The sequence below is a fragment of the Gordonia liuliyuniae genome (assembly GCF_021738805.1).
GTDB lineage: Bacteria > Actinomycetota > Actinomycetes > Mycobacteriales > Mycobacteriaceae > Gordonia > Gordonia liuliyuniae.
This window is the reverse complement of sequence record NZ_JAKKOR010000007.1, coordinates 1-16,714: the sequence shown is the minus strand read 5'-3', so window position 1 is coordinate 16,714 and position 16,714 is coordinate 1. Positions and strand designations below refer to the sequence as shown.

The following is a 16,714-nucleotide window of genomic DNA, read 5'->3' as shown; positions in this document are numbered from 1 at the left end:
GGCGGCGGTCAGATCTGGGACGTCGTGCTTCGATTCTGGCTAGGAACACAGTGAGCGGCGTGTGCGCCGAATATGCTTGTCCGCGGTGAGACCGACCGTAGGACTGGAGGGTTCGTGAGTCGAGAGACGACGCCGCTGTGGATGGTGTCCGTGGCCCTCGTGATCGTCCTGGTGGTGGCGTGGCTGCTCGGTGCCATCGCGCGATGGCTGCTGCGGGGCCGGGCGAACCTGCGTGCATCCGTCTCTGTCGTGCTCGCGATTCTTGGCACCTCGGTCGGGCTCCTCGTCGAATGGTCGATATGGCCGACGGCGCATCTGCGCACACCGTGGACCGTTGGGTTCGGGCTCGCCGGCTCGGTGGCCGCGGTGTTCGTCTACGGAATCGTCGCGGCGCACTTCCAACGTCCCGACATCGCACCGGTCGGCGAACTCCTGCTGGCGGGCGAGTCGGACCGGCTCGAGTTCAAGTCGACGGCGCGCGTCAACGTGCGCACTGGCGAGAAGGACGCGCGGATGGAGCAGGTGATCGCCAAGACCGTCTCGGCGTTCCTTAACAGCGACGGCGGAACCCTGCTGATCGGTGTCGACGACGACGGGGTGCCCCTCGGGCTCGACGCCGACTATGCGACCCTGCGCGTCCCCGACGCCGACCGCTACGAACTCTGGCTGCGCGACCTGCTGGTCACCTCGGTCGGGCAGAACGCGGCCGCACAGGTGGTGATCGCCGTCGAAGACGTGACCCGCGACGGCGTTGCGCGCCCGGTCTGTCGACTGCGCGCCGCCGCATCGCCGCGCCCGGTGTACCTACGACCGGGCAAGAACGCCGACCGCGAGTTCTGGGTCCGAACCGGGAACTCGACGCGACGCCTCTCGGTCGACGAGGCGGCGGAGTACGTCATGCTGCGGTGGCCGCTCGGACTCGGCTCGTCGTTCGCCGCGCAGGTGAAGGCCACTGTGCGTTTCGGGAACGGCTGACCGGGTCAGCGCAGGACCGTCGGCGGCTCCTCCTCCAACTCGACGTCGGTCTCCGGACCGCTGTGCTGCTCGGGGATATCGGTGCCGCGCAGGGACGCGCCGGCGGTCTCCTTGAGGAACGACAGTGCGACCATGCCGATCACGCAGGCCAGCATCATGTAGAGCGCCGGGAACTCCAGCCACCCGGAGCTGCTCACCACGGATTCGTTCACCAGCGGGGCAGTGCCGCCGAAGACAGCGGTCGACACGTTGTACGCGATCGCGAAGCCCGCGTAACGGACCTGGGTCGGGAACATCGCCGGGAAGGTCGCTGAGATCGTGGAGAGCTGCGGTAGGTACAGCAGACCCAGAATCAGGAATCCGATGATCGCCCACGCGAGGCCCTGCCCCATCAACCAGTACATCGGAAGCGCGAAGATGAACAGTCCGATGAGCGACGTCCACCACATGGGTTTTCGGCCGACTCGGTCGGACAACGCGCCGAAGAACGGGATCAGCGCCATCATCGTGAGCTGCCCGATGAGGATGACGATCGAGCCCTGGGCCTCGTCCATTCCGAGAGTGTTCTTCAGGTAGTCGGGTTGGTACGCCAGGAGCGTGTACTGCGTGACATTGAGCGCCACGACCATGCCGAACATGATGACGATCGGCCGCCAGTAGCCGACCAGTGTCGTCTTCAGCTGCGCGAATATCGAAGGCTCGTCGATGTGCTTCTTGCGCGCTTTCGCACTGCGCTCGTTGTCCACCTCGGTGAAGACCGGCGAATCGTCGAGCTGCGACCGCAGGTACAGGCCGACGACGCCGAGCGGCAGCGCGAACAGGAACGGCACGCGCCAGCCCCAGGTCGCCATGTCGTCGGCGTCCAGCCAGATCTCGTGGTCGGCGAGCGTGTCCATGATGAGCACGAAACCGGTACCGGCCGACAGACCCGCCAGGGTGCCGAACTCGAGGAAGCTGCCGAGCTTGCCGCGTTTCTTGTCCGGGGCGTACTCGGCCATGAAGGTCGCGGCTCCGCCGTACTCGCCGCCGGTGGAGAAGCCCTGCACCACGCGGAGCAGGATCAGCAGGACCGGAGCCCAGACACCGACCGATGCGTGCGTCGGCAGCACACCGATCAGCGCGGTGGCCACCGAGATCAGCAGGATCGTCATGGCGAGGACGGCCTTGCGGCCCAGCCGGTCGCCGATCGGACCCCACACGAAACCGCCGAGCGGCCGCAGTACGAATGACACGGCGAAACCGAGCATCGTGCCGATGCCGCCCAGCTCTCCGGGGAAGAAGGCATCGGTGAGATAGGTGGTGGTGGCGGCGTAGACGCCGTAGTCGTACCACTCGGTTGCGTTACCGATCGCCGACCCCATGATGGCCTTGCGAACGGCCTCGGGCTTGGGTGCGGTGAAGTCTTTGGTGGACAGCGCGTCTGCCATCGTGCCTCCGATGTGTAGCCGAAACGGTGAGGTTCGGGCTCTGCCGGGCCGGCGAACTCGACTCCGCGCTGTGTTGCGGATGCACCTATCTCGACGGCTTCTCAGCCGGTAGACAATCGAGGGGTCGTTCCCCCCGAACGGACTAACTAATCCGTAGCACTAATGGCGCGGGAGGGAAACTCGAACTCGCGCAGTCGACGTCCCTTAATCGGGTGAGCCCGCAGGTGACAGGGGGTCCGGGACCTCTCCCTCACGAATTGGGCAACGCGTCGTCGAATAGATGCTCGGCATGCATAGATTGCAGTGCACGCATCGCGAAACCGTCGAAGGGTCGTTCTGCATCAATAGCGGCAAATCCGGTTCCCGGAGTAGCGTGCGACCCATCGCGACGAAGTCGAATCCTTCGTCGAGCGCGGTCTGAATCGTCGTGCGGTCGGTAACCCCGCCGAGCAGGATGAGCGGCATCGAGACGGCCGTGCGGAGTTCCCGCGCCAACGGCAACAGGTACGTGTCGCGGTACGGGTAGTGCCGAAGGAACATCGGTCCGGCTGCTTTCAGGCCGACGCGCATGGCTCCGTGGAACGCTGCCGCGAACTCGGCGCGCGGCGCCTCCCCATGGAAAAGGTACATCGGGTTGAGCAGGGAACTGCCTGCCGTCGGCTCGATGGCGTCCAGGAATCCGTCTGCTTCGAACAGGCGGGCCGTCTCGCACGCCTGATCGACGTTGAGACCGCTCCACGGATGACCGCCCTTGCCGGTGCCCGGGGTGCCGACGCCGTCGAACATGCTGAGTTTGGCCCAGACGGCAGCCTGATCCCCGACCGCGTCACGGACTGCTTCGATCACCTCGCGGGCCAGTCGCGCACGACCCGGCACGGTGCGTCCGTACTCGTCGCGCCGATGGTTGAGCAGCGGCGACAGGAACGAACTGATCAGGTAGTTGTGCCCGCAGTGGATCTCGATTCCGTCGAAACCGCAGTCGACGGCTTGCCGGGCCGCGTCGGCGAACTGCCGCGTCAACGTCGCGATACCGTCGGCGTCGAGCCGTTTGGTCAACGACATGCCCATCGGGGCGGGGAAACGGCCCGGGCCGAGCGCGGGCGCCTGGTTCGATATCGAGTTCGCGACCGCTCCGGCATGTCCGAGTTGCGCCGCCGCCAGGGCGCCTTCGCCATGGATCGCATCGGTGAGTCGACGGAGTCCGTCAGCGGCTTCCGGACGCATGTAGATCTGGTGGCGATCGGTGCGCCCGCCCGGGCTCACCGCACAGTAGGCCACGGTGCTGATGCCCACTCCGCCCGCGGCGGTCTCCCGATGGAACTCGATGAGCTCGTCGGTCACGAGCGCGTCGGGCGTCCGGCCCTCGAACGTCGCGCACTTGATGAGGCGGTTGCGCGGCGTGATCGGGCCGAGTCTCGCGGGGCTGAACGGATCGGGAGTCACAACTGGTTCCTTTCGTGCCCGCCGGATGAGGGTGCATCCGCGGCGGGAGCTGAATCGGTGGTTGGGGCCGCAGTGGTTGGGCCTTCGAGGACCGGCGCGCTCAGGCCTGCGGTGAGGAAGTCGGCGAGAGCGGAGACGGCGGCGACGCTCGGCGCGGTGCGGGTCGACAGTTCGGTCATCAGGATGGAGAACGCGAAACGCCACCGACGACGAGCGGTCGCCTCGTCGACGTCGATCGTCGACGTGAGAATGCCCACCCACGTCTGAGTTCGGAACCACGTCGCGGTCCACGGCAGGTCAGGGTGGGTCAACACGAAACGGCCGAGCAGCGACAACAACGAGGCCGTGGCCCGATCGTCGCGGAGTCGGGCAAGTGGGGCGAGTATCGCGTCGACGATCTCGCGGACGGTCGCAGGCCTGCGCGTCAGTTCGTCGAGTGGAGCAGACCAGAACGGTTCCAAGCGATCCTGAAGCAACGCTGCGACCAGGTCTTCTCGGGAGCCGAAATGATAGTGGACCGCTGCCGGGTTGACGCCGGCGCGTGCGCACACCGCGCGGACGCGCAGATCCTCGTATGACGTCGTGGTGAGCAGATGCTCGGCGGCGTCGAGGAGTCGGGCGCGAGTCACGTCAGTCGCCATGCGGTGAAGTGAATCACAAACCAATCATCGTTTCAAACAGTGCTTGAAATGGGCTGTCTCAGGCGGGTGCGACGATCGGCCCGTGAGCGTTAGGCTTGACGCCGTGGCTGAACATTTTGAAACAGTTGTCCTCGGTGGTGGCCCTGGTGGGTATGTGGCCGCGATCCGGTCCGCCCAACTCGGCAAGAAGACTGCCGTCATCGAAGAGAAGTGGTGGGGTGGCGTCTGTCTGAACGTCGGTTGCATCCCCTCCAAGGCGCTGCTCCGCAACGCGGAGCTCGCGCATGTCTTCAATCACGAGGCGGCGACCTTCGGCATCAGCGGTGAGGCGTCGTTCGACTTCGGCGCGGCGTTCGACCGCAGCCGGACGGTGTCCGACGGCATCGTCAAGGGCGTGCACTTCCTGATGAAGAAGAACAAGATCACCGAGATCGACGGCTTCGGCGTGTTCGCCGACGCGAAGACGATCAAGGTCGGCGATCGGGTGATCACGTTCGACAACGTCATCATCGACACCGGCTCCACTGTGCGACTGCTGCCCGGTGTCGAGCTGAGCGAGAACGTCGTCACCTACGAGACCCAGATCATGACGCGGGATCTCCCGAAGTCGATCGTCATCGTCGGCGCGGGCGCCATCGGCATGGAGTTCGGCTACGTGCTCGCCAATTACGGTGTCGACGTCACCATCGTCGAGTTCATGCCGCGCATCCTGCCGAACGAAGACGCCGACGTCTCCAAGGAGATGACCAAGGCGTACAAGAAGCTCGGCATCACGATCATGACCGGCACCGGAGTGCAGTCCGTCGACGACCAGGGCAGTCAGGTGGTCGTCAGCTACAAGGACGCCAAAGGCAACGACGGCAGCCTGACAGTCGACAAGGTACTGATGTCGGTCGGCTTCGCGCCCCGCGTCGAGGGCTTCGGCCTGGAGGACACCGGCGTCGCGCTCACGGACCGCGGAGCCATCGCCATCGACGACTTCATGCGCACCAACGTCGACGGCATCTACGCAGTCGGCGACGTCACGGCCAAACTGCAGCTCGCCCACGTCGCTGAGGCTCAGGGCGTCGTCGCGGCCGAGACGATCTCGGGGGCCGAGACGATGCCACTCGGCGACTACCGGATGATGCCGCGCGCCACGTTCTGCCAGCCGCAGGTCGCGTCGTTCGGTCTCACCGAGGAGCAGGCCAAGGCCGAAGGCTACGACGTCAAGGTCACCAAGTTCCCGTTCTCGGCGAACGGGAAGGCGCAGGGCCTCGGCGCGCCGACCGGCTTCGTCAAGCTCGTCACCGACGGCACGAACGACGAACTGATCGGCGGCCACCTGGTCGGCGACAACGTCTCGGAGATGCTGCCCGAGCTGACTCTCGCGCAGAAGTGGGACCTCACGGCCAAGGAACTGGCGCGCAACGTCCACACCCACCCGACGATGAGCGAAGCGCTGCAGGAGACCTTCCACGGCGCGATCGGCCACATGATCAACCTGTAACGAGGACGACTGCGGAACCCCGCTCGATGACGCGCGCCGCCGGCGCGGTCGGGTCACTCGTGCGGGGTCCGTTCGTCGACGACGCGTTCGTGCGCCGACGCTCGGTCGGCCAGCAGGTCAGATCCGGTAGTCGCCGCGATTGCTGGCCGTCGCGCCTTCCTTGAGCACCAGCAGGATGTTGTCGTGATCGGCGAGCGAGTCGATGTCGGTGAGCGGGTCGCCCTTCACGACGACCAGGTCGGCGAGCTTCCCCGCTTCGAGGGTGCCGAGGGCGTCGGCGACGTCGCAGAGTTCCGCCGAGGTCTTGGTGCCTGCGACGATGGCCTGCATCGGGGTCATACCGCCGAACTTCACGAGGCAGCCGAGTTCGGCGAGGGTGTCGCCGTGGTCGGGCACCAGGCCCGCGTCGGTGCCGACGGCGACCTTGATGCCTGCCTCGACCGACGCCTGGATCGACTCGTGGGCCAGTGCGTGCCACTTGGTGCTCTTCGCGACTGCCTGCGGGGTCGCGGTGTCTGGTTTGAGCGTCTCGATCAGCGTCGGCACCAGGAACTGGCCGCGTTCGACCATCTCGGTGCGCAATTCGTCGTCGAGGGCGTAACCGTGCTCGACACTCTGTACGCCGCCCTGCACCGCCGCCCGGATCCCGGCGTAACCGATGGCGTGCGCGGCAACCTTGCGGCCGCCGTAGTTGTGGGCCTCTTCGACGAGCGCGGCGACGATCTCGGTGCGTGCACCGAGCCAGTCGGGGTCGTCAGACGGCGAGGTGACGCCGCCGCTGGATGCGACCTTGAGGACGTCGACGCCTTCGCGGAGCAGCGCTCGAGCCTCCTTGCGGGCCTCGTCGACGGAGTCGACGATCACTCCGCCTATCAGGCCGGTCCCGTCGAGCCCGGACGGGATGTGGAAATCGGCGTGTCCGCCGGTCTGACTGAACATCTTGTCGGCCACCAGAAGTCGCGGGCCTTCGACGAGGCCGTGTTTGACCGCGTCGCGCACGCCCACATCGACGCCCATGAGGTCGCGCACTGTGGTGACGCCCGCACCGATCGTGGTCTTCAGGCGTCCGATGAGTTCGAAGAAGCGGTACGATTCGGGCACCATCGCCGCCATGATCGGCGACCCGGCGGTGCCGGGCAGCGACAGGTGGACGTGGCAGTCGAAGAATCCGGGGGTGACGGTGTTCCCACCGACGTCGATTCGCACCGCATCGGCCGACTCGGCGACCTCTGGAGCGTTCGCGGCCGGCCCCGCGTAGGTGATCTTGCCGTCGTCGATGACAATCACGGCGTCGTGGACCGGGTCGGAGCCGGTTCCGTCGATGAGGCGGAAATTATGAAGGATTCGTGTCGTCACAGGTCACGTGTACGTGCTTGGGCGGGAAACCGTCTCGATGCGCGAGAACATGGCATCACTTTGCCGCGCTCTGGCACGGTCTTCCCTCCGGGCGGGGCTTCCCCCGAGCCGCGTCGGCGTGCGTCGTCCGCATAATTGTGGGATGACGGGTGAGCGACGGTGGGAGTGCGCGACGACGTCGTTGTCGGCGACCCTCGGGGTTCATCGGCGCGGCGCACACGACCCGGCGTACCGGGTCGCCGCAGACCGATCGGTGTGGCGAGCCGTGGACACGCCGGATGGGCCCGGCACACTCGCGCTGACCCTGCGGTCCGGAACCGTGTCGGCCCGGGCGTGGGGCCCGGGTGCGCGCTGGCTTCTCGATGCGGCGCCCGATATGGTCGGCGCCTCCGACCGTCCGCAGGATCTGCACGCCGACGACCCGGTGTTGGCTCGCCTGGTGGAGCGGGCGCCCGCTCTGCGGATCGGCCGCACGGGCCGAGTGTGGGAGGCGCTCGTCGCGTCGATCCTGGAGCAGAAGGTGACCGGCACGGAAGCCTATCGAGGCTGGCGGTATCTGCTCAGTCGCTACGGCGAACCCGCGCCGGGACCGGTGCCGTCGGACATGCGAGTTCCGCCGCCTCGCCAGGTGTGGCGAGACATCACCGAATCCGATTGGCACCGGAGCGGACTCGAACCGGTCCGCATGCGGACCATCCGTGCGGCGGCGCTCGTCGATGTCGAATCCAAGGTCGATGTCCTGACTGCGCTGCGCGGGGTCGGGGAGTGGACGGCCGCGCACACGCGGATCCGGGCGCTCGGCGATCCGGACGCGGTGCCGGTCGGCGACTATCACACGCCCTCGGTGGTGGGGACCGCGCTGATCGGGGAGCGGATCGACGACGCCCGGATGCTCGAACTGCTCGAGCCCTATCGGGGTCAGCGCTATCGCGTGGTCCGGTTGTGCGAAGTGGCGGGCGGCATGCCGCAACGCCGTGGGCCGCGCATGTCGACCCGCGACTACCGAGACTTCTGAAGAAGCGGTCGGTCGGTCAGTCGCAGACTGACGGTGCAGTCGTCGACCGTCGTCGCCTGCACGAGGTAGCCGACGCCGAAGGTCTCGGCGATCGCGTCCAGCGCTTCTTCGGCGACGCCGCGGACGGTCCCGCGAGCTATCTCCGGCAGGGCGCCTGTGATGTCGGCGAGCGGACACGAGCAGATCGTGACGTGATGCGCGTGCAGATCGGAGGCCACGTCGGTGATGCGCAGCCCCAGGTCGCCGAGTGCCGCTTGCACGGCGATGACGGGGTCGGGAAGCGCGGTCTGGGCGGACTGCGACGCGTGCCGACGCACCCATTCTCGCCCTCCGGCGGCAGCGGCGTCCTCTCTCGCTCTGGCCGTCGTGCCGAGCTGCATCAACAGCAGATCGTTCAGGCTGTCGGCCGCGGCCGGCGGAGCGATCCGGTAGGCGAGACGGGGCCGCCCGACCCCTTCGGGCGCGAGCTGTTCGGTGACGGCGACGCCGTCGGTCACCAGGTTGTTCAGGTGGAAGCGAGCGGAGGTCACGTGCACGCCGAGCGCGGCACCGACCTCGGTAGCGTCCAGTCCTACGTCCGAGCCCTCCAGGACTTCGCGAACACGGTCGCGCTGACGGGCCTTGGTCGATTCGGACATGCCCCGATCTTATGTGCCCTGATCTTGTGTCCCCTGATCTTGTGTCCCCCGATCTTGTGTCCCCCGATCTTGTGTCCCCCGATCTTGTGTCCCATGGACGATCACCAGGGTGACGGTTCCGTCACTGACCGCGCGCAGCGAGTGGAGGGTGCGGGCGTCGACGCGGATCGCGGTGCCCGGTTCCAGACGGAGCGTCTGGCCGTCGACGGTGAAGTCGATCGCGCCGGTCTGCCCGAGCACCACGATCGGGTGCGCGGCGAGATGCTCGGCCATCACCTGGCCGGCGCGGAACGCGAGCCGGACGATGGTCTCGGACTCGCTGCGGTTGATTCGTTTGATCGCCGGACGGTCGCTCTCTCCGTCGCGGTTCGGGTCGGCTAGCCCCGTCAGATACGTGAACAGCGGTTCTGTCATGATGCGGCTCTCGGTGTGCGGGCGTGAACATACTGTCCGACGCCGGTGACGGTCTGTTCGAGATGTTCGAGCCCGAGCAGACGCATCCGATCGGACAGTTCGTCCAGATCGAAGAGGCGGAGCCCGACGAGTCCGGCGAGCGCTGACCCGCCCGGCAGCGCGGCGATCGACGCCTTCGCCGACGCGAACACGATGATCTCCCCGCCTGGCGCGCACACGCGGGCCATCTCGTCGAGTACTGGCAACGGGTCGGGGATCAAATACAGCGCGGCCAGACACATGACGGTGTCGAAGGTGTTGTCGGCGAACGGAAGGTGGTGGGCGTCGCCCCGCACGAACGTCACCCGATCGGCGCGGTGATCGCGTACCGCCTGGTCGAGCATCGCCGGAGAGAAGTCGATGCCGACGTATCGGCCGTCGCCGGTCAGACCGGACGCTGCGTCGTCGCTGTAGTTTCCGGGACCGCAGGCGACGTCGAGGACGCGACGGTCGCCGGGACGTGCGAGGTAGGCGCGGAGTGCGTGGTCGTAGTCAGCAGTGCCCGAGCCGCCGAGGCTGAATCCGCGAGTGAAGATCGGCCGCCACGCCTTCTCGTAGACGAAAGAGACGACCCGGTTCCCCATCGCCCGCTGGGCGATGGACGTCATCGTCCCGGTCCGAACTCGTCGCGCTGCACGCGAAGCACGCCGATCGTCGTGGCGAGCGAATCGTATTGGCCGACGAGGAGGATGAACGCGACCGCCTGACGCTGCGTCAGATGACGCCGGATGGCCGCCCACGTCGTATCGGATAGGTCGCGATCTGCGATCAGTTCGTCGACGGCGAGCAACAGCGTCCGCTCACGGTCACCCCATCCCGCGTCGGGCCCTTCGATGACGTCGGCGAACGCTGCGTCGTCGATGCCGGCTTTCGCACCGAGGCGACGGTGGTGATCGAGTTCGTACTCGCATCCGCGCTGGTGGGCGACACGGATGATGATCATCTCCGTCTCTCGCCGAGACAGTTCGCCGAACGGCATCATGCGCGAGGAAAAGTGCAGCCAGCCGCGGAACAGTCCCTTGCTTCGGCCGAGTGTGGCGAAGATGTGGGCGTTGTCGGTTCCGGTCGCGGCCGACATGGCCTTGACCACCAACCAGTTGATCGGACCGAGGTCGCCTAACGTACCGGGTGCGACGCGAGGTGTGCTCATGATTCGAAGGTAGACCACGGATCGCCGAACGGACATCGTGCGAGCGACCCTCGCGGTCAGATCCAGGTGGTCAGGTCCCAGGTGGTCAGGTCCCAGGTGGTCAGGTCCCAGGTGGTCAGGTCATCGTGTACGGCGACACGGTGCTGCGATGTTCGTCGATGTTGAGGGTCGAGCCCAGCGGCGGGAAGGCGCGCTGAGGGCAGTCGCGCCGATCGCAGACGCGGCAGCCCGCGCCGATCGGTGTCGCCTTCGCTTCCGTGCCGATCTCGATCCCGTCGGAGTAGATCACCCGGTCCGCGTGCCGCAGCTCGCAGCCCATGCCGATCGCGAACGTCTTTCCGGGCTGCCCGTAGCGCGCGGCCCGGCGTTCGACGGTCCGCGACACCCAGAAGTAGTCGCGTCCGTCCGGCATCTCGGTGATCTGCGTGAGGATCTTGCCAGGCGCAGTGAACGACTCGTAGACGTTCCACAGTGGGCACGTGCCGCCGCTGGACGAGAAGTTGAAGCCCGTCGCCGACTGTCGTTTGGACATGTTTCCCGCGCGGTCGACCCGGACGAACGTCCACGGCACCCCGCGCAGGTTCGGGCGTTGCAGTGTCGACAGCCGGTGGCAGATCGTCTCGTACGAGACCGCGTAGAACGCCGACAGCCGTTCGATGTCGTAGCGGAAGTCTTCGGCCGCGCCGTGGAACTGGGTGTACGGCAGCACGGCCGCCGCCGCGAAATAGTTCGCCAAACCCTGCCGTGCCAGCGCTGCCGCGTCGTCGCTGGAGAATCCGCCGTCGTCGACGAGTTCGGTGATCAGGTCGTCGAACTCCAGGTACGCCAGTTCGGCCGCCACCTTGAACCCGCGCTGACCGGCGCCGAGCGCCGCCGAGAACTCGAGCTGTCGGCGATCCGGGTCGAAGCGGTGCAGCACGTTGTCGCCGAGGTCGACGCGGCGCACGATGCGGACGCCGTGTACGTCCTCGAGGCGGGACGTCAGTTCGGCGCGCAGATCCGCCGAGTGCATCCGCATCCGCGACGTCAGGTTCTCGGCGGCCTCGTCGAGTTCGTGGACGTAGTTGCGGCGCTGATAGAAGAAGTTGCGGACCTCCTCGTGGGGCGCCGAGATGGTGCCGCGCCCGCCGTGGTCGCCGCGACCGGCGGTCGCCGCCGCCAGTTGCTCGGAGACCACGCGGTACCGGCTGTACATGCCGACGAGCGCCTCGGCGATCGCCCGGTGCGCGCCGACCATCGTCGACACCTCGTTGGCGTCGCTCGCTGCTGGGTCGAAGTCGAGGTCCTCGTCGAGGAGCGCCTCCCGCAACTCGGCGACCAGCCGCACGTCGTCCTGCGGGTCGAAGAACCCGATGTCGATGCCGAAGATCTCGGTGATCCGCGCCAGCACTGGGGCGGTGAGCGGGCGGGTGTCGTGCTCGATCTGATTCAGGTACGACGCCGAGATACCCAACGTCGACGCCATCGTCAACTGGGAGAGCCCACGTTCGCCGCGGAGCCTGCGGAGTCGGGCGCCGACGTACATCTTGTTGCCGCTCATGCCTGGATGCTTCCTTCTGTGGGCCTCGGTCCTTCTGTGGGCCCTCGTCTTTCTGGGCCCTCGGTCGACCGGTTGCTCTGGCTGTCTGTCCGTCTATCGTCCACGCCACCACGCGGTACCGTGACCGCGTGCGCAGCAGAACTTCCCGTACGTCGTGTCCCCGTGCGTCGTGTCCCCTTGGATGTGCCCGTCCGTCACGTCCGGGTGCCACCATCATGGCCGCAGTCGTCGCCGGTGTCGCGGCGACGGTTCTCGCGGCGTGCGGGGGAGACGGTCAGGTCGACGCCGGAACGCCGCTCCCCGGTCGCCTCGTGCCGAGCGATCGACTGCCGAAGGGCTTCACCGTGGTGCCGTATCAGGTGGACGACATGATCGCGGCGAACCGGTCGACGCTCGAACAGGCGGAGAGGGTCGGTTTCGCGCCTGCGCAGTGCCGCCCGACGGCGGACGCCGCGTTCAACCCGAAGCTGACCGAGGAGAACACGGTGCTCCTGGTCGCCCAGTCGGATCCGGGAACCCAGTCGGATCCGGGAACCCAGTCGGGGTCGGGCACTCTGACTGAGCTGGTCAGCACGGTGCGGCGCAACATCGACGCCGACCGCCGGGACACGAGTGGTCCGTGTCGGGTCGTGACGTCCACTCCGACGACCGGAGCGCTGGCAGGAGCACGGATCGTCAACACCTCGACGGAGTTGCCCGCGTTGCGCGGTGGCCCGGCCGTCGGCGAGGAGGTGGAACAGGCGTACCTCGTCCGCACGGACTCGGTGACGACGTTCGCCGACGGCTCGGTGCGCGCACGTAGCTCGTATCTGGCGAATGTGCTGGTGGCTTCGCCCGACGGTCAGGTCTTCACTCTGCAACTCGGGGCGAGCGGGGAGGACGCGTCCGAAACGTCGCGTGGCGAGCCCCCGATCTCCGAGGGGGCGTTCACCGATCTGGTGCGGTCGGCTGTCGAACGGGTGGCGCAGCCCTAGAACCCGCACCAGCCCTAGAACCCGTACTAGCGGGTAGGTGAGATGTGTCACACTTGCGTAAGGTTGTGGTCGACGCACGGTCCTAGTAGACGGGGCGTTGCCGCCGTCCTTGCCGGAGTGGGTCGCGATGTTTTCCCAGTACGCGCGTACTTTTTTGTTGCTGCGGGCGGCGCGGTGCACCACCTGATATTTGCAACATTTGCAAAATCTGGCAACAGGGTGCCTCAACTTAACACTGGAACTGTCTGGACCAGGACGTTTCTTGTGTGGCAACCTCGTGTCAGGCATCGCCTCCAAGTGTGAACCGGTTCGCAACCGGTGAACGCTAAGACCGAAAGCAGACACTGCGAATCCGCAGTTCTAACGAAAGCGAAGGCTATGAGCAACGTCGGAAAGCCGCGTACCGCCGCCGAGATCCAGCAGGATTGGGACACCAACCCGCGCTGGAAGGGCATCACCCGCGAGTACACCGCAGAGCAGGTCGTCGAGCTCCAGGGCTCGGTCGTCGAGGAGAACACCCTCGCCAAGCGCGGCGCGGAGATCCTGTGGGACGGCGTCACCAAGGGTGACGGCAGCTACATCAACGCACTCGGCGCGCTGACCGGCAACATGGCTGTTCAGCAGGTCCGCGCAGGCCTGAAGGCCATCTACCTCTCCGGCTGGCAGGTCGCAGGCGACGCGAACCTCTCGGGTCACACCTACCCGGACCAGTCGCTGTACCCGGCCAACTCGGTCCCGAGCGTCGTGCGTCGCATCAACAACGCCATGCTGCGTGCCGATGAGATCGCCGCGGTCGAGGGCGACAACTCGGTCGACAACTGGGTCGTCCCGATCGTCGCCGACGGCGAAGCGGGCTTCGGCGGCGCCCTCAACGTGTACGAGCTGCAGAAGGCCATGATCGCAGCGGGCGCCGCAGGCACCCACTGGGAGGACCAGCTCGCTTCGGAGAAGAAGTGCGGCCACCTCGGCGGCAAGGTGCTGATCCCGACCCAGCAGCACATCCGCACCCTGACCTCGGCTCGTCTCGCCGCCGACGTCGCGAACACCCCGACGGTCGTCATCGCCCGCACCGATGCTGAGGCTGCCACGCTGCTGACCTCGGACGTCGACGAGCGCGACCAGCCGTTCCTGGATGGCACCCGCACGGCGGAGGGCTTCTACGGCATCAAGAACGGCATCGAGCCCTGCATCGCTCGCGCCAAGGCTTACGCTCCGTACGCAGACCTGATCTGGATGGAGACCGGCAAGCCCGACCTGGAGCTCGCCAAGAAGTTCGCGGAGTCGGTCAAGGCCGAGTTCCCGGACCAGCTCCTGGCCTACAACTGCTCGCCGTCGTTCAACTGGAAGCAGCACCTGGACGATGACACCATCGCCAAGTTCCAGAACGAGCTCGGCGCGATGGGCTTCACGTTCCAGTTCATCACCCTGGCCGGCTTCCACGCCCTCAACTACTCCATGTTCGATCTGGCTCACGGCTACGCCCGCAACCAGATGTCGGCATACGTCGACCTGCAGGAGCGCGAGTTCGCTGCGGAGGAGCGCGGTTACACCGCCACCAAGCACCAGCGTGAGGTCGGCGCGGGCTACTTCGACCGGATCGCCACGACCGTCGATCCGAACACCTCGACTGCAGCCCTCAAGGGCTCGACCGAAGAGGGTCAGTTCCACTAGGAACTCCGCCCGACTTCATCAGTGAGGTCGAAGCCATGACGATCCCGGGTCGGGTGGGGCGCTGCCCCGCTCGACCCGGGATCGTGTGCATTCACCCCTCTCCACGGCACGTCAGGAACTCTCCATGGCAAGCGAGAAGATCGCTCGCGTCGGCATCGTCGGCGCGGGACGGATGGGCGCGGGCATCGCCGAAGTGTGCGCCCGCGCGCACTGCGACGTGCTCGTGCATGAGCCTGCTCGTGATCTCGTCGCCGCCTGCCGCAGCCGCATCCTGGACTCTCTCGACCAGGGTGTGTCCAGCGGGACGTTGACCGCCAGGGAGCGAGATCGCATGTCGAGCGGTCTCCGATTCACCACCGACCTCGCCGACTTCGCCGATCGGGAGCTCGTGATCGAGGCGATCGTCGAAGACGAGGCCGCGAAAGTCGACATCTTCGGCAGGCTCGACGTCGTCGTCGGGCCTGCGGCGATCCTCGCCTCGAACACGTCGTCGATTCCGATCGGCACGCTGAGTGCTGCGACGTCCCGACCGCGCATGCTGGTCGGCATGCACTTCTTCCATCCCGTCCCGGAAGTCGCGCTGATGGAACTGGTCACGACGTCCGCGACCGACGACGCGGTCGCTCGACGCGTCCGCGACTTCGCCCACGACGTCCTCGGCAAGCACGTGATCTGTTCGTCGGACCGGTCGGGTTTCGTCGTCAACGCGCTTCTCGTGCCATACCTGCTCTCGGCGGTGCGGATGGTCGAAAGCGGATTCGCGAGCGTTGACGACGTCGACACCGCGATGGTCCTGGGCGTCGCGCACCCGATGGGGCCGCTGCGTCTCGCCGATCTCATTGGACTCGACACCGTCGTCGCGATCGCCGACCGCATGCGCTCCGAGTTCGACGAGCCGATGTACTCGCCGCCGCGGCTCCTGCGCCGCATGGTCGACGAGGGACGTCTCGGCAAGAAGGCCGACCTCGGCTTCTATCGCTACGGTGACCGGGTCACGGCCGACATGTGAGCCTCTCTGCGAGGGTTTTGCTAGCACTGATCTCAACCCGGAACTTGATCGACCGATCGTTTCCGAGAGGTTGATTCCGCAGGTCCACGAGGTTTCTGGGTTGCTGATTCGCGATTGCCAATCGTGACTTCAGCCACGATAGCTAGCAAAGTGCTTGCAGTTGCTAGCGGGCTGGACGATACTCGGGGTGTCAGATAAAAACCTGTGAACAGGAGGCTCCCCATGAGCACCGTCGAACGCACCCTCCCCACCCCGCTTTTCGCCGTCGTCGGCGCGGGCGATGCCGCAGTCCAGGAAGTCAAGGACGCCGTCGCCGAGCTGCGCACCCGCATCAGCGGCCTGCCCGAGGATGTCCCCACCCTCGAGGAGCTGCGCGGCAAGCTCACCGCCGAGGAACTCCGCAAGCGCGCCGACCCGTACATCGAGACCGCGACCGGCCTCTACAACTCGTTCGCCGAGCGCGGCGAGACCACCGTCGCCCGTCTCCGTGAGAACACCGCCGTCGCTGAGAACCTGACCCGCGTCGAGAAGGCCTACAACGACGCCGTGGACCTCACCGAAGATGCGCTCGGCGCAGTCTCCTCGCAGACCCGCGCCGTCGGCGAGCGCGCCGCAGGCCTTGTCGGTCGCGCAGCCGACCAGGTCGAAGACGCCGCCATCGACCTCGCCGACGCCTCCGACAAGGCCGAAGCCGTCGCCGAGCGAGTCGAGAAGGCCTCGACCAAGGTGAAGACCGACAGCGTAACCGCCGCGCAGAAGGTCGCAGGCGCCGCCGGAACCGTCGAAGCCAAGGCTCGCCCGGCTGCGAAGAAGGCGCCGGCTCGCAAGCCCGCTGCCAAGAAGTAGTTTCGAACTGTCGTGGGGGGGGGGGGGGGGGGGGGGGCCCCCCCCCGCCGGGGGGGGGCGGCGGGCCCCCCCCGCACACGGCGCGCG

General features: G+C 66.8%; 16 protein-coding genes. 7 read left to right on the top strand and 9 right to left on the bottom strand.

The genetic code is table 11. From position 1 onward, the window contains the following. Positions 1-114: 114 nt before the first annotated feature. Entirely contained in the window at positions 115-975 is an 861-nt protein-coding gene (locus tag L5G33_RS08950; protein ID WP_236997835.1) for an AlbA family DNA-binding domain-containing protein, read from the top strand. 5 nt (positions 976-980) lie between these two features. On the opposite strand, the gene L5G33_RS08945 is transcribed toward L5G33_RS08950, so the two are convergent. The 3 genes from L5G33_RS08945 to L5G33_RS08935 all read right to left on the bottom strand — a co-directional run bounded on the left by L5G33_RS08945 (position 981) and on the right by L5G33_RS08935 (position 4,486). Continuing rightward, positions 981-2,402, bottom strand: a complete 1,422-nt coding sequence (locus L5G33_RS08945) for an MFS transporter (protein ID WP_236997834.1) — start codon at positions 2,400-2,402, stop codon at positions 981-983. 204 nt (positions 2,403-2,606) lie between these two features. After that, on the bottom strand, positions 2,607-3,845 hold the full coding sequence (locus L5G33_RS08940) for an NADH:flavin oxidoreductase (RefSeq protein ID WP_236997833.1): 1,239 nt from the start codon (positions 3,843-3,845) through the stop codon (positions 2,607-2,609). Further along, positions 3,842-4,486, bottom strand: coding sequence for a TetR/AcrR family transcriptional regulator (locus L5G33_RS08935; protein ID WP_236997832.1), 645 nt, complete (start codon positions 4,484-4,486; stop codon positions 3,842-3,844). The genes L5G33_RS08940 and L5G33_RS08935 overlap by 4 nt, the downstream gene beginning before the upstream one ends. 103 nt (positions 4,487-4,589) lie before the next feature. Here L5G33_RS08935 and lpdA point away from each other — a divergent pair, with 103 nt between their 5' ends. After that, positions 4,590-5,975 (top strand): dihydrolipoyl dehydrogenase, encoded by a 1,386-nt coding sequence (gene lpdA, locus L5G33_RS08930; RefSeq protein WP_236997831.1) that lies wholly within the window; start codon positions 4,590-4,592, stop codon positions 5,973-5,975. Between the two features lie 117 nt (positions 5,976-6,092). Here the strand turns inward: lpdA and L5G33_RS08925 are convergent, their stop codons facing one another. Next, positions 6,093-7,331 (bottom strand): metal-dependent hydrolase family protein, encoded by a 1,239-nt coding sequence (locus L5G33_RS08925; RefSeq protein WP_236997830.1) that lies wholly within the window; start codon positions 7,329-7,331, stop codon positions 6,093-6,095. A 142-nt stretch (positions 7,332-7,473) separates the two neighbouring features. Here L5G33_RS08925 and L5G33_RS08920 point away from each other — a divergent pair, with 142 nt between their 5' ends. After that, positions 7,474-8,346, top strand: coding sequence for a DNA-3-methyladenine glycosylase family protein (locus tag L5G33_RS08920; protein WP_236997829.1), 873 nt, complete (start codon positions 7,474-7,476; stop codon positions 8,344-8,346). Here L5G33_RS08920 and L5G33_RS08915 read toward each other — a convergent pair. The 5 genes from L5G33_RS08915 to ramB all read right to left on the bottom strand — a co-directional run bounded on the left by L5G33_RS08915 (position 8,331) and on the right by ramB (position 12,127). Then, positions 8,331-8,984 (bottom strand): helix-turn-helix domain-containing protein, encoded by a 654-nt coding sequence (locus tag L5G33_RS08915; RefSeq protein ID WP_236997828.1) that lies wholly within the window; start codon positions 8,982-8,984, stop codon positions 8,331-8,333. The two genes, L5G33_RS08920 and L5G33_RS08915, sit on opposite strands and share 16 nt — an antisense overlap. Before the next feature lie 9 nt (positions 8,985-8,993). After that, a complete protein-coding gene (locus L5G33_RS08910) occupies positions 8,994-9,398 on the bottom strand; it encodes a cupin domain-containing protein (RefSeq protein WP_236997827.1) in 405 nt (134 codons plus the stop codon). Beyond that, positions 9,395-10,045: a class I SAM-dependent methyltransferase gene (locus L5G33_RS08905; RefSeq protein ID WP_236997826.1), complete on the bottom strand. Its 651-nt coding sequence runs from the start codon at positions 10,043-10,045 to the stop codon at positions 9,395-9,397. Before L5G33_RS08905 ends, L5G33_RS08910 begins: the two co-directional genes overlap by 4 nt. Then, positions 10,042-10,587: a carboxymuconolactone decarboxylase family protein gene (locus L5G33_RS08900; protein ID WP_236997825.1), complete on the bottom strand. Its 546-nt coding sequence runs from the start codon at positions 10,585-10,587 to the stop codon at positions 10,042-10,044. Before L5G33_RS08900 ends, L5G33_RS08905 begins: the two co-directional genes overlap by 4 nt. Before the next feature lie 115 nt (positions 10,588-10,702). Further along, the gene (gene ramB / locus L5G33_RS08895) at positions 10,703-12,127 is read right to left on the bottom strand and encodes an acetate metabolism transcriptional regulator RamB (protein ID WP_236997824.1); all 1,425 of its coding nucleotides are present in this window, start codon (positions 12,125-12,127) and stop codon (positions 10,703-10,705) included. A 215-nt stretch (positions 12,128-12,342) separates the two neighbouring features. Here ramB and L5G33_RS08890 point away from each other — a divergent pair, with 215 nt between their 5' ends. The 4 genes from L5G33_RS08890 (at position 12,343) to L5G33_RS08875 (ending at position 16,627) form a co-directional block, all read left to right on the top strand. Then, positions 12,343-13,101 carry a hypothetical protein gene (locus tag L5G33_RS08890; protein ID WP_236997823.1) on the top strand — a complete coding sequence of 253 codons (759 nt, stop codon included), beginning with the start codon at positions 12,343-12,345 and terminating at the stop codon, positions 13,099-13,101. Between the two features lie 378 nt (positions 13,102-13,479). Further along, a complete protein-coding gene (aceA, locus tag L5G33_RS08885; RefSeq protein ID WP_236997822.1) occupies positions 13,480-14,772 on the top strand; it encodes an isocitrate lyase in 1,293 nt (430 codons plus the stop codon). A gap of 124 nt (positions 14,773-14,896) precedes the next feature. Next, complete coding sequence (locus L5G33_RS08880; protein ID WP_236997821.1) at positions 14,897-15,781, top strand: 3-hydroxybutyryl-CoA dehydrogenase; 885 nt, start codon at positions 14,897-14,899, stop codon at positions 15,779-15,781. Between the two features lie 222 nt (positions 15,782-16,003). Further along, on the top strand, positions 16,004-16,627 hold the full coding sequence (locus L5G33_RS08875; protein ID WP_236997820.1) for a heparin-binding hemagglutinin: 624 nt from the start codon (positions 16,004-16,006) through the stop codon (positions 16,625-16,627). Positions 16,628-16,714: the final 87 nt, after the last annotated feature.

What these genes read in the sequence shown, in the direction of transcription:
- L5G33_RS08945 (WP_236997834.1), bottom strand. Translation starts at nt 2,402, where the DNA reads ATGGCAGACGCGCTGTCCACCAAAGACTTCACCGCACCCAAGCCCGAG.
- L5G33_RS08935 (WP_236997832.1), bottom strand. Translation starts at nt 4,486, where the DNA reads ATGGCGACTGACGTGACTCGCGCCCGACTCCTCGACGCCGCCGAGCAT.
- L5G33_RS08920 (WP_236997829.1), top strand. Translation starts at nt 7,474, where the DNA reads ATGACGGGTGAGCGACGGTGGGAGTGCGCGACGACGTCGTTGTCGGCG.
- L5G33_RS08915 (WP_236997828.1), bottom strand. Translation starts at nt 8,984, where the DNA reads ATGTCCGAATCGACCAAGGCCCGTCAGCGCGACCGTGTTCGCGAAGTC.
- L5G33_RS08910 (WP_236997827.1), bottom strand. Translation starts at nt 9,398, where the DNA reads ATGACAGAACCGCTGTTCACGTATCTGACGGGGCTAGCCGACCCGAAC.
- L5G33_RS08905 (WP_236997826.1), bottom strand. Translation starts at nt 10,045, where the DNA reads ATGACGTCCATCGCCCAGCGGGCGATGGGGAACCGGGTCGTCTCTTTC.
- L5G33_RS08900 (WP_236997825.1), bottom strand. Translation starts at nt 10,587, where the DNA reads ATGAGCACACCTCGCGTCGCACCCGGTACGTTAGGCGACCTCGGTCCG.
- ramB (WP_236997824.1), bottom strand. Translation starts at nt 12,127, where the DNA reads ATGAGCGGCAACAAGATGTACGTCGGCGCCCGACTCCGCAGGCTCCGC.
- L5G33_RS08890 (WP_236997823.1), top strand. Translation starts at nt 12,343, where the DNA reads ATGGCCGCAGTCGTCGCCGGTGTCGCGGCGACGGTTCTCGCGGCGTGC.
- aceA (WP_236997822.1), top strand. Translation starts at nt 13,480, where the DNA reads ATGAGCAACGTCGGAAAGCCGCGTACCGCCGCCGAGATCCAGCAGGAT.
- L5G33_RS08880 (WP_236997821.1), top strand. Translation starts at nt 14,897, where the DNA reads ATGGCAAGCGAGAAGATCGCTCGCGTCGGCATCGTCGGCGCGGGACGG.
- L5G33_RS08875 (WP_236997820.1), top strand. Translation starts at nt 16,004, where the DNA reads ATGAGCACCGTCGAACGCACCCTCCCCACCCCGCTTTTCGCCGTCGTC.